We start from the raw sequence: 15,997 nt of genomic DNA, 5'->3' as shown, positions 1-15,997 counted from the left end.
GCGGACGCGGGCGGCGGACGCGGGCGGCCGGCCCGGACCGGCTCAGCGGGCCGAGTAACCGCCGTCCACGAGGTGGTAGCTCCCCTGGACGAACGAGGCCCGGTCGGACAGCAGGAACGCGGTCAGTTCGGCGACCTCCTCGGCGGTACCCAGGCGGCCCTGGGGGTGCAGCGAGACCAGGAGCGAGTGCTGCTCCTCGTCGCTGTCGCGCAGGAGCGGGGTCTCGATGAACCCGGGGCCGACCGCGTTGATCCGCACGCCGTGTTCGGCGTATTCGACGGCGGCGGTCTTGGTCAGGCCGATCACCCCGTGCTTGGCGGCGACGTAGGCGGCCTGACCGGCGAAGCCGTTGGTGCCCAGGATCGACGACATGTTGACCACGGCCCCACCGCCGGCGGCCAGGATCGCGGGCAGTTCGTGACGCATCGAATAGAAGACCCCGGACAGGTCGGTGGCGATCACCCGGTCCCACGCCGCGACGTCGTACGCGCCGGTGGGGTCGCTCGGCCCGGCGATGCCCGCGTTGTTGACGGCCAGGTGCAGTGCGCCGAAGGTCTCGACGGTGAAGCGTACGGCGGCCTCGACCGAGTCCGGGTCGGTCACGTCCACCGCGACCGCCGCGGCCCGGGTGCCGTCGGCGGACAGGGCGTCGGCGGCCTCCCGGGCGCCGGCCTCGTTGAAGTCGGCGAGGACGACCGCGGCGCCGCCGGCGGCGAGCCGGTGGGCGATGGCCAGGCCGATGCCGGAGGCTGCGCCGGTGACGAGGGCGACCTTGCCGGCGAACTCGACGGCGTACTCGGGAGTGGTGGTGCTCATGGGTGGTTCACGACCTTTGTGGAACGGGTGTTGCCTGATGTGGGATGGACGTCCCCCGTCGGGTCGGCGAGCGTGCCGACCAGGGCATCGAAGAAGCGCGCGGCGAGCGCGGGCAGTGCGCCCGGATCGCCGGCCCGGGCCCAGGCCCGCAACGCGGCGACCAGGGTGCCGGCACCGGCCCCGACGACCACCGCGGGGCGCGGGTCGTGGTCGGGGTCGACGCCCAGACGGGCCGCGATCACCCGCACGGACTCGGCCTCGGCCTCGATCCGGATCCGCTGGTAGGCGCCGAACAGCGCGGGCTCGCCGTCGACCCGGCGGAACAATTCCAGGTGCCGGGCGAGCCGGGCGTCGCCCGACGTGTACTCGATCGCCAGCCAGTCGGCCACCGCGGTGCGATAGGCGAGCAGCGGCGGTTCGGCCTCGGGACGGGCGCGCAGCGCGTCGTTGATCCGGGCGGTGTTCTCCCGGAACTCGGCGAGGATCGCGTCCTCCTTGCCGGCGAAGTGCCGACTGAACGTGCGGCGCGTGACCCCGGCGCGCTCGGCGACGGCCTCGACGGTGACTCCGTCGAGACCGTGCGCGAGCAGCAACTCGACGGCCGCGTCGGACATCGCCTCCCGACTGCGCCGGGTGCGTTGCCGACGGCCGTCGGACTCGGGGTCGTCGATGCTCATATCAGCAGCGTAACACCCTATTGTCCCGATGAGACATAACTGTGGATCACCACCCGAGCCCCCGACCTCGCCCGCCGCCCGCCGGGTCGCCGCCTCGTCGAGGACGTACGCCGGGGTCAGGGTGTGTTCGTCGTGGGCGTCGTAGTAGCGGTGGTACACCGGGGTCAGTGCGCCCGAGACCGGCGGCACGATCCAACTCCAGTCCGCGGGGCAGCCTCGGCCGGCCTCGGCCTCCCGCTCGACGTGGCGCAGGAAGCGGGCGGATTCGGTGTGGTGGTCGGTGATGGTCGCGCCCGCCGTGTCGAAGGAGTGCAGTACGGCCCGGTTGAGCTCGATCAGGGCCCGATCCCGCCACAGCGTGCGCTCGCTGGAGGTGTCCAGCGCGAACAACGCGGCGATCGCCGGCAGCGCGTCGTAGCGATCGGCGTCGACCAGGTTGCGGGCGCCGATCTCGGTGCCCATGTACCAGCCATTGAACGGCGCCGCGCTGTAGGAGACGCCGCCGATCTCCAGGCGCATGTTGGAGATCGCCGGGACCGCGTGCCAGCGCAGCCCCAGGTCGGCGAAGCCCGGGTGTTCGGGGTGGGACAGCGCGATCTCGCGAATGGCGTCCGGGGGCAGTGCGTACGGCCGCAGCCGGCCGTCCCTGCCCTCGATGATCAGCGGCAGCGGATCGAACGCGGTGCCCTCGCCGCGCCAGCCGAGTTCATGGGCGAGGTCGGTGATGCCGAGATTGCGGCCGTCGCCCACCCGGGTGCCGTCCGCACGACGGTAGCCGGCGTAGCGGATCAACTGCTCGTTCCAGATCCGTACCCGCGGACCGGTGGGGGTGTCGGGCGCGAACACCGTGAGGGTCGGGCGGATTCGGCCGCCGCGCCAGGTCTCGCGCAGGTGCCCGGCGCACTGCGCGGCGACCTCGTCGGGCCGGCTCACGTGCCGGCGGTCGCGCACGGCCAGGCTGTTCCAGTACAGCCGGCCGATGCAGCGGGCCGAATTGCGCCAGGCGACCCGGGCGCCCCAGGTGAGTTCGGCGGAGGTGTGGGTGTAGGTACCGGTGTCCCGGATCTGCTCGGCGATCTCGCGCCATCGACTCGTGGGATCCACGGGGGACTTGGTCTCGCGGAGGAAACGCTCCAGGAAGGAGCGGGCGCGTTCGGGATCGACGGCGCCGTGGGGGCGCGGGGAGTGGATCAGCGGTGGCGGGGCGGGCTGCGATGCCGCCGTGGCGGGGAATCCGCCCATGGGGCAGCCGACTTCGTCGGACGGTGACGGAACTTCGGGATGCGACACGACGGGTGACGGCTGATCCTCGCGGATTCGGGTGCTGCCGTGTTCGGTCAACGTTCTCCTGGGAACCGGCTCGGCGGCGCGACGAGGGGTCGCGGGAGCCTGTTTCGGGTCTGGGCGGGGTACGAGACGGCGGGGACGCTTCGTGGATCAGCCGGGCGCGTCGACGGCGACGGGGGTCGGTACGTCGACCTCGGCCTCGGCGGCGTACGCGCCGACGACCGGATCGTGGTGGATCTGGCTTCCGTTCAGGCCCAGTCGGCGCAGCACCCGGGCGCTGTCGAGCACCATCGCGGGCGGTCCGCTGAGATACGCGTCGCAGTCGAAGCGCGGCCCGTACTCGCCGACCACTTCCGAGATCCCTCCGCTGATCCCGGCCAGGGTCAGATCGTCGAGCGCGGGTCTGACCCGCAGCCAGGACACCTTCTGCGACAGGCGCAGCAGGTCCTCCAAGCCGTACAGGCCGCTGTGCGCGCTGGCGCCGTAGAACAGGTCGACGAACCGATCGGTGCCGTAGTAGGCCAGTTCCTCCACCATCGCCTTCAGCGGCGCGAGGCCCGTGCCGCCCGCGACGCACAACATCGGGTTGGGTGCCAGGTGGTCGACGACCATCTCGCCCATGGCGGCGCCGAGTTTGATCCGGTCGCCCGGCTTGGCCTTGTGGACCAGGGCGTTGCTGACCCAGCCGGCCGGCACCGAGCGCACGTGGAAGGTGAGCAGGCCCCGGGGGTCGGGCGCGTTGGCGATCGAGTACGCCCGCCACACCCGCGGCCACCACGGGGTTTCCAGGAACGTGTACTGGCCCGCCCGGTACGGGAACGGGACGTCGGGGCGGACGGTGACCACCGCGATGTCGTCGGCGGCCTTGTGGTGCGAGACGATCTCGGCGGCCCAGTGCGGTGGGTTGGTCCGGGCGTCCTCGTCGGCGGCGCCGATCATGATCTTGGCCGTCGCGCCGTATGCGCGTACCCAGGCCGCCTGTACCGCGTCGTTCCAGGTTTCGCCGCTGTAGCGGGCGAGGGCGGCGACCAGGCATTCCCCGACCAGGTCGTAGTGTTCGGCGATCACGTCGAACTTGCGATGGTCGCGTCCGAGTTGGCCGAGGTAGCCGTGCAGCGCGGGAGCGTCGTCCAGATCGCCGACGATACGGATCAGTGCGTGCAGCAGGCGATCGCGCTGGACGTCCATCGCCGGGGGGAACAGGTCGCGCAGTTCGGGCCGCCGCAGGAACAGCAGCGCGTAGAAGTGGGACGTGACGTCGGCGGCCCGAGGAGCGACGACCGCGAGGTTGTGCCGGATGAAGTCGGCGTCGTTATGTCGGATGTGGTCTGCGTCGTTGGATTCCAAAATCGGCCCATCGGTAGCCCTTCCACAAGAGGGTTGCTCGGCCGGTTCCGTCGCGAGTCCGTCGCGAGTCGATCGCGGAACACCGGCGGCCGGAACACGATCATCGGATCATCGTCCCGCCGTCAAGTCGGGGGCCCGGTTCCGGGTCTGGAGCAACAGAAGTCTTTTATGCGGCGATTGATAGGTAATCCACCCACACTCTCCGCAGCCGTACGTACACGTATGGGAGTGGTAAACCCCCAGGTGGGAGTGCAATTCCGGCCGGCGGAGCGCGGCGTGGGAGGGCGCGCGGAACCGCCGTCGGAAGCCCCGGGCGGCCGACGGCGTCGCCGAGGAGGTCGGTGGAACCCGTCGAATCGTGTCTACGCGCGTCGCGGACGCATCGCGCGAGCGGCCGCCCCCGACGGTTGTCGGCCGGGCCGCGACGCCGGGGGAATCGGCTCGGCGAAGCACCGTCGCCCGCCCGGAAAGTCCGCATACGCGCACGGACCGCGCCCCGGGTCGATGCGAGGGGCGCGGTCCGTCGGCGATGCGGGTGGGGTCAGAGCGGGGTGATCTCGTCGTGGGCCTGCGCCAGGAACCGGTAACCGACGCCGTTGGCCTTGATGCCGGCGCGCTCCTCCTCGGTGAGTTCGCGCCGGATCCGGCCCGGTACACCGGCGACCAGCACGCCCGGCGGCACCCGCATGCCCTGCGGGACCACCGCGCCGGCGGCGATCAGGGCGCCGGCGCCGACGTGCGCGCCGTTGAGGACGGTGGAGTTCATCCCGACCAGGACGTCGTCCTCGATCGTGCAGCCGTGCAGTACCGCGTTGTGGCCCACGGACACCCGCGCGCCGATCACCGTGGGGAAATCGGGGTCGCTGTGCACGGTGCAGTTGTCCTGGATATTGGTTTCGGGACCCACGGCGATCGACTCGGCGTCACCGCGCAACACCGCGCCGTACCAGACGCTCGACCCGGCGGCGAGGGTGACGGCGCCGACCACGGTCGCGTTCACCGCGACGAACGCGGCGGGGTCGACCTGCGGAACGCGTCCGCCCACGGCGGCGATCAGCGGGTTGGACATGGTCCTCCTTCGACACGCGGACCCACCCGATCCGCAACCCTGGCACTGTAGCCGCGCCCTGCGGCCGTCGACCGGCCGTCGTCGGGCAGGCCGTTCGACGGCCGCCGGCCTGGGCATACTGGCGGGATGGCTGATGCGCGGCGGTTGGCGGGGATGAGTGCGGGGCGGCTTCGAGGGGTGTGCCTCGGCTTCAACGGGGCAGTCGAGGAGTTTCCGTTCGGACGGAATCCGGATGTGTCGACCTTCAAGGTCGGCGGGAAGATCTTCGCGCTGTCCACGCTGACCGACACGCCGCCGCTGCGGGTCAGCCTGAAGTGTGATCCGGACCTGGCGGTTCGGCTGCGCAGCGATCATCCGGCGATCGTGCCCGGCTACCACCTCAACAAGCGGCATTGGAACACGGTGACCCTGGACGGCTCGTTGCCGGAGGCGATGGTGCGGGACCTGATCGAGGACTCCTACGACCTGGTGGTCGCCTCGCTGCCGCGACTGCAACGGCTCAGGCTCGACTGGCCGGGGCAGCGGGAGCGGAATCGCGAGGACGGGTAGCGGCGCCGCCGATCCGGGACGAGCGCTGGGCGACCGGCCGGCAGGGGCACCGGTTTGGACTTGCCGGTCCATTTTTGCCGACCTACGGTTGCCGGCATTCCCCCACGAGGTGCCCGCTCGCGCGGACTGCCGGAGAGGTTTCACCCATGCATGCGATCCGCATCGAAGAGCACGGCGGCCCCGAGGTCATGCGCTGGACCGAACTGCCCGACCCGTCCCCCGGCCCCGGCGAGGTGCTGGTGCGCCTGGGCGCCGCCGGCGTGAACTACATGGACATCGGCGCCCGCAACCAGGGTGGCCCCGGCTGGGCCGCGCCGGCGATCCTCGGTGCCGAAGGCATGGGCCGCGTCGCCGGGCTCGGCGAGGGCGTCCGGGACCTGGCCGAGGGCGATCGGGTGGCCTGGTTCTACCACCCGGGCAGCTACGCCGAACTCCTCGTCGTACCGGCGCAGTCGCTGGTCAAGGTGCCCGACGGGATCGACGACGAGACGGCCGCCGCCGTGATGATGCAGGGCCTGACCGCGAGCCACCTGAGCACCGAGACCCACCCGATCGCGCCGGGCGACACCGCCGTGGTGCACGCGGCGGCGGGCGGCGTCGGCCTGCTGCTCACGCAGATGGTCAAGGCGCGCGGCGGCCGGGTGATCGGCCTGGTCTCGCGCGAGGACAAGGTCCCCACGGCGAAGGAGGCCGGCGCCGACCACGTGCTGATCCACTCCGGCGGCGGCTTCGAGGACCGGATCAGGGAGCTGACCGGCGGACGGGGGGCCGACGTCGTCTACGACGGCGGCGGCGCCGACACCTTCCGGTCCTCCCAGCTGGCGCTGCGGTCGCACGGGGTGCACGCGTACTACGGCCCGTTCATGGGCGTCCCGACCCTGCGGCCCACCGACCTGCCGAACAGCATCCTGCTGACGTATCCCGTGGTGCATCACCACGTCGACACCCGTGCGGCACTGCTCCGGCGCACCGGCGAGGTCTTCGATCTGGTCCTGGACGGACGCCTCACCCCCCGCGTCACCGGCCGCTACGCCCTCGCGGACGCGGCCCGCGCCCACGCGGACCTCGAGTCGCGCCGCACCACCGGCAAGCTGCTGCTCCTGCCGTGACCCGCCCGGGCCCGCCCCGGTTCGCCGGAAACCGACCGCATCGGGAGGACACGTGCCGTTGACCCGCAAGGGCGCCGCGACCAGGCGGCGCATCATCGAGGGCGCCGCCGAGCAGATCCGGGCCGAGGGCGTGTTCGGGCTGCGGCTGGAGGACGTCATGGCCCGCACCGCGACCAGCAAGAGCCAGCTCTTCCACTACTTCCCGGACGGGAAGGACGAACTGCTCCTCGCGGTGGCCCGGCACGAGGCGGCCCGGGTGATCGACGACCAGCAGCCGGAGCTGGGCGCGCTCACCTCCTGGGACGCCTGGTACCGGTGGCGGGACAAGGTCCTCGCCCGGTACCGCGCGCAGGGCGTCGACTGCCCCCTGCACGTGGCGCTGTCCCGACTGGGCACGGCCACCGACGCCGGCCGGAGCGTCGCCGGCGAACTGCTCGACCGGTGGCAGGGGCAGCTGGCCGAGGGCATCCGGCACATGCAGGACGGCGGCGAGATCGCCCCCGCGCTGGACGCCGACCGCGAGGCCGCCGCGCTGTTGGCCGGCATCCAGGGCGGGGTGCTGATCCTGCTGACCACGGGCGCCACCACCCACCTGGAGGCCGCGCTCGACCTGGGCATCGCCCACCTGCGCAACGGGGATCACCGGGACCGATGAGGACGGGCCCGGTGGGAGGCTCGACGGACGGGGCAAGGGCGGGACGTTTGGGTGATCCACCGTCATCGGCACTGTGGCAGCGGGGGATCCCGTGCCCTCCCGCGGGGCGGTCGGCGGTTGGCGGGCTTCGGCGAGGACTTCGGGCCGCGACGGCCGTCAACCGGCCCGACGCGCATGCCGGTTCGGATCCGGTTCGGTCAACTGGGCGATTGCCACGTCGAGTTGCCGGGTGGTCGCGGTCGTCGACGTCGCCTCCGGGGCGGCCCGCCTCGTCGACGGTGGCCGCACGTATCAGGCGGATATCGGTTCGGGCCGCGCGGCCGTGGGCGATCACGGAGGAGCGTGGGGGCGGCGGTGGAGAGTCATCCGCCCGTCTGCGGCGTTCCGAGCGTGGGTCGAGGACGCTGCGCCTCGCCCCGGTCGGGGTGCGGATCGCCCCCGGCCCGTTCGATTTCTCGCTCATTCGTTCGCTTTCCCAGGCCCGCCAACCGCAATTTCGGCGTGTCGAAGTCGGATCTCCGGAACGGGTGGGGCGAGGCGATACGGATCGGGAGCGAAGGTGACTGAGGGTGAGTCTCCGAGGGCCGTCGACCGGTCGGAGTGCGGCGCGACGGCGCCGTGCGGTTCGAGGGCAGGCGTTCGGCGATCCTCCGGCGGGAGCGCCTGTTTCGTGACATCGGAGTGACGCCGGGTGCGGTGAGCTGCGGGTTCACGGGGTCGCGCCGCCGTGGCCGGGGCGCCGGATGGAGCCCGGGCCGGCTGCGGGACCGCCCCGGCCGCGTGCCCCGTCGGGCCGGGTCCGCGGCTCTACGCGCCCTCCGTGGCATCGGGATTCGCGCCTCGGACACGCTGATCCGCGGTGTTTCGTGGTGGGTTCCGGGGACGATCGGCCCGATTCGGCGCAGGGGGTCGAGAATCCGGCTCGGCGTGCCCTCGTGCGCCGGGGATCCGCCCGCTCCGGGATCCGGTTCGCCCTGGACCGCCCTGAATCGCCCTCCACGGGCCTGGAGTCCAGCGCCCGTCCCCGGGGTCTGCCGGGGCGCTTCGAGTGACTCTGTCTCGCGCGTGGGCCCGTCCGCGGGCCGACGAATGACCTCCCCGGCCGCCCATGCGCCGTTGCGCGCCCCGGATCGGCGTGCGCTCGCGGCCTCTCCGCCACCGGTTCCCCTCCCGTCGTGGGGCCGTCCGATGTCCCGACTTCGGCCCGTGAGCACGCCTTCGGCCCGGCCGACGCCCCGTGTTGGGCGCCGGGTCCGGGCCCCGTCCCGGAGCGGATCCGGTCCACGGATGCGCGCGCTGTCCCGAGTTCGTGGCGGCGATGGGCTTTCGCAGCGCCGGGGAACCGAGTTCCGACCCCCGCGCCGGCGGGCGTTGGCGCGCCGGGGCGGGAAATCGGTTTCGACGGGCCGCGAGTCGGCGCGTATTTCCCGATTACCGGACCCCCGACAGGGGGCCGAAGGGGTGTTTCGCGCGCCGGATCCGGGAGCCCTCGCGCGGCCTCGGGCCTTGTCCCACAAGGGGAAAACGGTCCTCGGGCGGCGAACGTCGGGACCGGATACGCGGATTTGGTCGGTGCCGAACCGATCTCCGTGTGGGGTCCTCGTCGTTGATCCAAGGGGGTGTTTCGAGCGCGTCGTTACCGCAGTTCGAAATGCCCCTCGTGTGACGGAGAGTTACAGTTCTGGAAATGGGTACTGGCGCAACGGCGTTCGACCCGATCGGTCGGATGGTCCGGCCGGTCGACAGCGATCGGTACCCCCGCACCACGAAAGGCGTCTCATGAACAAGGCACAACTCGTCGAAGCCATCGCCGACAAGCTCGGCGGCCGGGCTGCGGCCGAGGAAGCGGTCGACGCGGTTTTGGACACCATCATTCGTTCCGTCGTCGCGGGCGACCGGGTCTCGGTCACCGGCTTCGGGTCGTTCGAGAAGGTCGACCGGGCCGCTCGCTACGCCCGTAACCCCCAGACGGGCGAACGGGTTCGGGTCAAGAAGACGTCGGTGCCGCGCTTCCGCCCGGGCCAGGGCTTCAAGGACCTCACCGGCGGCACCAAGAAGCTGACCAAGGGCGAGACCGCGATCAAGAAGGCGTCCCCGGGCACCGTGTCCGGCGGCACCACCGTCGCGGGCAAGAAGGCCGCGGCCAAGAAGACCACCGCGAAGAAGACCACCGCCAAGAAGACCGCCAAGAAGGCCACGACGCGCGCCGCCGCGCCGGCCGCCTCCTCGGCGCGCAAGACCACCGCGAAGAAGGCCACCACCCGCGCTACCCCGGCGGCCAAGACCACCGCGGCGAAGAAGACCACCGCCAAGAAGACGACGGCCAAGAAGACGACCGCCAAGAAGACCACGGCCAAGGCGACCCCGGCGAAGACCAGCGCCAAGAAGGCCGCCAAGCCGCCGACGCGCGGCGCGTCCGGTCGCAAGGGGACCGCGGCCAAGCGCGCGACCGGCGCTCGTACCGCCAACCGCGTCTGAGGACCAACCCGGTCGGATGCGATGGTCGGACCGCCCACACGGGGCGGTCCGACCGGGCCCGCCACGCCGCGGCGGCACGGTGGCCCATTTCCCGATACGCGCACGCTCCGGCGGGGCGACCCGCCGAAGCACCATCTCGTCGACCACCCGTCGCGGCACCCGGTGTGGTCGATCACTCTCGACCGGGGGGCGCGCCGCGGTCGCCGGGCCGATTCCGCCCCGAGCCCGGCCGTGGCCCACCCGCCGCCGCGACGCGGGCCCCGGCCCCGGCTACCGCCGGTTCAACTCGGCGACGATCGACGCCGGTGTCCGGCCGCTCCCGTCCGACAGGCGATGGAAGTCGACCGCGACGAAGTTCGGGGCTCGGCCCGCCGCCTGTTCGCACTGCTGTGCGATTCGATTTCCGAGCTTGGCCCCGTTGTCCAGGGCCGCGGTGCCCACCGTCGGCACGTTGCGGAAGTGGCTCATCACGAACAACCGGCGAAAGCCCGGTTCGGTCCGGTCCAACGGCACGTCCGACCAGCGGCTCGTACAGGCGAGGTCGTTGCCCAGGTCGCCCAGGCTCCAGTGGTTCTGCACGGTCCACGCCTTGTCGTACATCACCCCGAGGCTCGTCTTGTCCGACCGGTCGGAGAACATCAACAGCCGCTTGTTCGCGGTGACCAGGTCCGCCACCCTCGGCCAGCCGTTGTCGCGCACCCCGGCGGTGTCCGGGCGGAACAGCAGATCCGACAGTCCGCGCACCCGGCCGAGCGAGCCGCGCAGTTGCTCGGTGTCGACGTAGTCCTCCAGGAAGACGGTCACCACCTCCAGCGGATTCGCGGTCAGGAAGTCCACGACGGTCTGCATCGTGCCCGCGAAGCTCTGCCGGGGCAGTGCGTACGTCACTCCCGCGAATGCCTTGCAGTCGCCGTGGCACAGATAGACGTCGCTCGGATAGCAGTCGCTGCCGAAGCTGATCACGCACAGCGCGGTGCTGTGCTCGTACCAGTGCGTGTCGAGCATCAGTCCGCGCACACCGCCGGCCAACTGGTCGCGCACCGACTCGGATTGGTTGACCGAGGACCATCGGGAGTCCTCGTAGTTGGTGAACGAGTTGTGCGTGGTCAGCGAACCCACCTGATCCAGCCGGGCGTTGCCCCAGCGTTGCGCCGCGGCGGTGAGGGGTGCCGCGGAGGAGGTGGCGGGGAGGAGGGCGACCAGGAGGGCGAACACCACGACGAGCAGCCCGAGTCCGGGTCGGCCGATCGAGCGCGCCCCGCCGCGCGTGCCGCGGTGTTCCGGAGATCCCAGAGAGGCGGCCGAGACGCCGCCGGAAGAGTCCATGGTCCGGGAACGTACCCGGAATCGCCCACGATGTGACCCCCGCGAACCGGCCGGCCGGTACCCCTTGCCGCCGATTGCCCCGAGCCGTGCGTCAGGCCACCATCAACACCCGATCCCAGCCCGCCCTCGCCCGCCCTTCCGCATACGCGTCCAACGCGAGCGCGACACCCGCCGCGCCCTCCAGGAACGACGGTATGTCCGCGCCCACCGCCGCGTCGGTCATCGCCACGCGGAAGCCGAAACGGTGCTCGTCGTCGTATCCGTCCAGGATCAGCGCGGCCAACTCGTCCCGGACGACCGGCAGTCGCGCGTCGTCCACGTGTTCGCCGAGCAGGCCGAGCAGGTGCAGCAACCCGGCCCGGCCGTGACACAGCGCCGAGTCCTCGACACCCCACTCCGAGATCGGGGTCGCCAACAGGCCGATCAGCGAACGCCGGGTCAGTTCGTGCCAGTCGGGTCGATCGAGGGCCAGCGCGGCCAACTGGATCGCCCGGGACACCCCGGGTACGCCGTAACACCACGACGGTCGCGGGAACCTCGGATCGGGCCCGGGCGACCCCGCCGCCCACTGGTCCAGGCTGTAGGACGGCGGCCACCACAGTGCCTCGCCGGTCGGGACGGCGCAGCGGACGAGCAGCGCCACCAGGCTTTCCATCGCTGCCTGGTGCCCCGGGACCCGCACCCCCGCTCGCCAGGCCGACGCGAGCAGGGCCAGCGGTCCCGCCACGCCGTGTGAAAGGCCCAGGTTGAGGTGGCCGGCGGGGAAGTCGGCCTCCTGTCCGATCTTCGGCGCGCCCGACGCCCACCAGCGCGGCACCCGGCGCCCGCGATGGGTGATCTCCCCCTCGGTGAGGCCGACCAGGTACGACAGCACCATCCGCACCTCGTCGATACCGGCGTCCGTACCGCTCCCGCCGTCGACGCGCGCCAGCAGGTACCGGCCCATGCCGCTCAGTCCGCGAACCGTCTCGAACTCGGCGTTCGAGACGAGTGGCACATGGGTGCGCGGGCGCGGCAGCGTGGCCCGGATCACCCGCCGTCGATGGTCGTCGAGCCGGGCCAGGGCCGACACGTACCCGCCGGTCGCCTCGTGTGCGACCAGCGTGGCGACCGCGACCGCGCCGGGGCCGTCGAACATGCCGCCGGTGGGGAAGTCCTCGCGGGCCATCACCTCCATCGCCCGCTTCAGGTAGGCATGCGCGCGGACGGTGTGCTCCGGGCCGCGCGGGGTGGTGCCGCCGAACGCCAAGGACACCCCGGGGCAGCCGCTGGACAACGACAACTCGCTCCACGGCGACGCGCACTCGGGGGCCCAGGACCGCGCCGCGATCGCGATGGTGTCGTCGGCCACGGCGGCCGGATCGGCGAGCCGATCCAGTACGCGGGCCACGGTCGCGCGCGCACGTTCGGCATGGGGAGGTTCGCCGGCGCCCCTCGTCGGGGTGACCACGTCGGTCCTGCGCTCATCCGTCATCGCGGCGGTCTCCCTCGACATCCGTGGGCCACTGGCGCGGCGGGTGTGCGAGTCGGCCCAGATGGTCGCTCGCGATGCCGCGCAGGATCGCGTAGCCGCGACCCTCGCTCGCCCGGTCGATGCCGAGCAGTCGGTTGTGTTGCATGTGCAGCAGGCCGAGCAGCGCGTTCTCGTGCCGGGCGTTCGCGGGTCGCCGACCGCTGTCGGACAGTACGGTCCTCCCGTAGGCGCGTCCCTCGGCCGGCCGGGTCCACATGTCGGCCAGGGCCGATACGCCCAACCGCTGTTCGACCGCCGCCGCCGTGCGGCCGGGGCGGATCAGTTCCCGAACCAGGGGGCGATGCCGGCGGAACACGGTTTGGGCGGGACCCTTGACGAAGGCGGACACGACCCAGGAGCACCAGTCCCAGTCGCCCAGGCTCTCCAGGAGCAACGCGTGGTTGACCGCGATCAGCACCTCGTTCGGCACCGCGAGCCCGCCGCGCGCCCGCATGCCCAGTTGGGCCAGCGCCGACCTGCTGTCGAGGGTGAACAGGCGTTCCGCCGCGACGAGTGCGTCCGGCCCCGCGTACCGGTCCGTCTCGGGCTCGTACACATCGAGTGCCATCGAGCGGATCGCGCCTCGTTCGCGCATCACCCGCACCCGCCTGGCGAGTTCGGGCAGGACGACCTCGCGCAGTCGTGCCGGATCGCCGTGCAGGCGGACGCGAACGTGCGGCCGGGGGTCCAGGTAGCGGATGAAGAACCACCGGTCGATGTGCCCGCCGACGGTGTCGAGGAGCGTGGGCAGGTGTGTCCGCAGCAGTTCGTCGTGTGTGCCGGGTATCGCGTACAGCTTGACGAACAGCCAGTCCTCGCCCGGGAGATGGTAGCGATCCGGCAGGGGGGCCGGGATCCGCGCGGGAACTGCCGGGACGTCCGGGCGGGTCGTCCGGGTCGGTCGGCGGCGGACGAGAGGGACGACCAGTTCGGTGCGGTGTCCCGCCGCCCAGCCGCACCCTCGGCCCCGCTCGGTCAGGTCCTCCAGGAGGGCGATCCGACTCCGGCGCATCTCGTGGCGCAGCAGCGTGCGGTGCCACGCGCTGTCCAGATCGAGGCCGTGCGCGCGGTCCCCGTCGACCAGCTGCACCCGATCCGGCACTTCGTAGCGATCGCTCCATTCGCGCAGCGCGCGATCGAACTCGCGTGGCTCGCCGACCGAGGCGCGCATCGCGCGGGACGGGATCCAGCGTCGGGGTGCGGCGACCACTCGGCCGTGGGTCACCCTCGGCAGTTGCGGCAGTACCTCGAGGCCGGCCCAGTCCCATCCGGTCCAGGTCCGGGATCGACCGAAGGCGATGTCCACCATCAGCCGGACCACCTCGGGCGCCCAGTGGTCCAGAGCCACCATGTGTGGCACCACCGGCAACACGCGACGGCCGGTGTCGGGCATGAGCAACGTCAGGCCGATCGGATCGAGGCCCACCAGCAGTTCGCGCCAGTCCAGGCAGTGGGGATCGTTTCGGTCGGCGTGGATTCCGACCGGGATCCGGTACGGCAGCAGTTCGGGTACCTGGGACATGTTCAGCGCGCGGCGACCGGTGGGCGCGAACGAGATCTGCGCCGGCACCGTGCCCGGATCCGCCGCAGCCGCCACCAGACCTGCCAACTCCTCTGTCATGTCCGTGAGTTCGGCGAAGCGGCCGGTCATGGCACCGGCCAACCACGAGCCCGCCTGGGCGGAGCCGATCAGGCGGAAGCGGCCCTCGTCGAGCGCGGCCGTGTCGTCGGCCAGGAGTTGGAGGTTCAGCTCCAGCGAGTTCGGCGGCGGCGCGGGTACGTCGCCCTCGGGCCGCATGGTGGCGGCCAGCCGCTCGATCAGGTCGGGGGTCAGCCGTAGTTCGCGATCGTCGCCCAGCAGCGCCTCCTGGACCAACTCGGCGGTCAGCACCCGCCGGTCGCGGTCGGCCCGGTAGTCGTCGGGCGCCGGCCCGCCGCCCGCGCGGGCCGCCTCGTAGCCGGACGGGAAACCCAAACCGCGGTGCGGGTCCACGAGTTCGGCCAACGGCACGAGCCGGGTGGTGCCGTATCGATCGAGGAAACGATCGCGGTAGTCGCGCATGTGGAGGTGGGTGACCCACGCGTCGGACAGCGCCCACATCGCGTCCGCGTAGGCGGCCGCCTCGTCGCCCACCGCGGTCGGCAGGACGATGTCGGCATCCATCCGCAGGTCGACCTGGGCCGGGGGGTGGTCCGTGTCGGCGTCCGGGTCGAGCAGGGCGGTCAACCGCCGCCAGGCGTCGCCGCCTTCGCCGGGTGGGACCTTCTCGTACTCGCGTACGGCGATCCGCGTCGCCCGAAACGTCGCGGCCGCCTCGGGTAGTTCCTCGATCGCGCCGGCGATGCGATCGAACAGGGCGTCGTCCAGTCGGTGTGGGGTGATCGAGCTGATCAGGAAGCCGTACCGCAACAACTGCGCGACGGCCGCGTCGAGCCGGTCGCGGGGCGCGTCGGGGAACGCCTCGGCGGTGCGATCTAGCACGCTCTCGTACGGGACGGGGTGGGTCACCGTCGCGCAGACGTGCTCGACCAGTGCGCTGTGCCGCACCGACAACTCGCGTGTGGGGCCGGGCAGGATCAGTCGGCCGTCCCGGACCCGGCTCAGGTCGTTGAGCACCACGTCGACGCGACTACGGACCTCGGGCAGGGCCAGCCACGCCTGGACCCGCTCGTGCAGTCGTTCGGCGTCCAGGCGCACGGCCTTGGCAGCGTGGCCGCGCACGACCACGCGCGCGTTCGGTCCGAACCGGCCGGTGGCCACGCCCGCGAACAGGCCGAACGGGGTCGGTCGGCCGGACATCCGCAACGCGTACCGGGACACCGACATGGCCATGCCCCTGAGCCGCTTGGGGCCGGGGTCGATGCCCGCGTCGAGGCGATCGAGGGCCGCGGACAGGCTGCCGCCGGCGATGCCGAGGGCTTCGCGGAACAGCGGGTCGGCGGTGGCCCGCCGCAGGGCCGCCGGGGTCTCGGCGTCGGCCGGATCCGCGCTCGATGTCACGGCGTCCGGCTCCGGCTCGGCGCACGGCACACTCGCCATCCGCACGAAGATCGGGCCGGCCGGCCGATAGGTGTCCTCGTCGCCTCGCGCGTCGTCGTATCCCTCGTGCGGACCGTCGCCGCGCCCGTGCTCGTGTTCGGAGTGTCGCACCGTCTCGCACCGACCCCATC

General features: G+C 72.1%; 11 protein-coding genes. 4 read left to right on the top strand and 7 right to left on the bottom strand.

The annotated features are described in order from the left end of the window. Positions 1-42 precede the first annotated feature (42 nt). The 4 genes from B4N89_RS31490 to B4N89_RS31475 form a co-directional block, all read right to left on the bottom strand. Positions 43-816 carry an SDR family NAD(P)-dependent oxidoreductase gene (locus tag B4N89_RS31490; RefSeq protein WP_078979886.1) on the bottom strand — a complete coding sequence of 258 codons (774 nt, stop codon included), beginning with the start codon at positions 814-816 and terminating at the stop codon, positions 43-45. Continuing rightward, positions 813-2,735 carry a nitric oxide synthase oxygenase gene (locus tag B4N89_RS53430; protein WP_078979885.1) on the bottom strand — a complete coding sequence of 641 codons (1,923 nt, stop codon included), beginning with the start codon at positions 2,733-2,735 and terminating at the stop codon, positions 813-815. The genes B4N89_RS31490 and B4N89_RS53430 overlap by 4 nt, the downstream gene beginning before the upstream one ends. A gap of 195 nt (positions 2,736-2,930) precedes the next feature. Next, a complete protein-coding gene (locus B4N89_RS31480; protein WP_235619022.1) occupies positions 2,931-4,127 on the bottom strand; it encodes a globin domain-containing protein in 1,197 nt (398 codons plus the stop codon). A 541-nt stretch (positions 4,128-4,668) separates the two neighbouring features. Then, positions 4,669-5,196, bottom strand: coding sequence for a gamma carbonic anhydrase family protein (locus tag B4N89_RS31475; RefSeq protein ID WP_078979884.1), 528 nt, complete (start codon positions 5,194-5,196; stop codon positions 4,669-4,671). A gap of 153 nt (positions 5,197-5,349) precedes the next feature. On the opposite strand from B4N89_RS31475, the gene B4N89_RS31470 reads away from it, so the two are divergent. The 4 genes from B4N89_RS31470 to B4N89_RS31455 all read left to right on the top strand — a co-directional run bounded on the left by B4N89_RS31470 (position 5,350) and on the right by B4N89_RS31455 (position 9,987). Beyond that, the gene (locus tag B4N89_RS31470; protein WP_078980639.1) at positions 5,350-5,745 is read left to right on the top strand and encodes an MmcQ/YjbR family DNA-binding protein; all 396 of its coding nucleotides are present in this window, start codon (positions 5,350-5,352) and stop codon (positions 5,743-5,745) included. Positions 5,746-5,891: 146 nt separating this feature from the next. Then, entirely contained in the window at positions 5,892-6,854 is a 963-nt protein-coding gene (locus tag B4N89_RS31465) for a quinone oxidoreductase family protein (protein ID WP_078979883.1), read from the top strand. 52 nt (positions 6,855-6,906) lie between these two features. Next, positions 6,907-7,509: a TetR/AcrR family transcriptional regulator gene (locus B4N89_RS31460; RefSeq protein WP_078979882.1), complete on the top strand. Its 603-nt coding sequence runs from the start codon at positions 6,907-6,909 to the stop codon at positions 7,507-7,509. A gap of 1,779 nt (positions 7,510-9,288) precedes the next feature. Further along, positions 9,289-9,987: an HU family DNA-binding protein gene (locus B4N89_RS31455; RefSeq protein ID WP_078979881.1), complete on the top strand. Its 699-nt coding sequence runs from the start codon at positions 9,289-9,291 to the stop codon at positions 9,985-9,987. A gap of 270 nt (positions 9,988-10,257) precedes the next feature. Here the strand turns inward: B4N89_RS31455 and B4N89_RS48075 are convergent, their stop codons facing one another. The 3 genes from B4N89_RS48075 to B4N89_RS31440 all read right to left on the bottom strand — a co-directional run bounded on the left by B4N89_RS48075 (position 10,258) and on the right by B4N89_RS31440 (position 15,977). After that, complete coding sequence (locus B4N89_RS48075) at positions 10,258-11,313, bottom strand: PI-PLC domain-containing protein (protein WP_101897391.1); 1,056 nt, start codon at positions 11,311-11,313, stop codon at positions 10,258-10,260. A 91-nt stretch (positions 11,314-11,404) separates the two neighbouring features. After that, positions 11,405-12,787 (bottom strand): lanthionine synthetase C family protein, encoded by a 1,383-nt coding sequence (locus tag B4N89_RS31445; RefSeq protein ID WP_078979879.1) that lies wholly within the window; start codon positions 12,785-12,787, stop codon positions 11,405-11,407. Then, complete coding sequence (locus B4N89_RS31440) at positions 12,777-15,977, bottom strand: lantibiotic dehydratase (RefSeq protein ID WP_101897390.1); 3,201 nt, start codon at positions 15,975-15,977, stop codon at positions 12,777-12,779. The genes B4N89_RS31445 and B4N89_RS31440 overlap by 11 nt, the downstream gene beginning before the upstream one ends. Positions 15,978-15,997: the final 20 nt, after the last annotated feature.

Source organism: Embleya scabrispora (assembly GCF_002024165.1).
Classification (GTDB): Bacteria; Actinomycetota; Actinomycetes; order Streptomycetales; family Streptomycetaceae; genus Embleya; species Embleya scabrispora_A.
The sequence above is the reverse complement of the archived record's forward strand: the minus strand, read 5'-3'. Positions and strand labels throughout refer to the sequence as shown.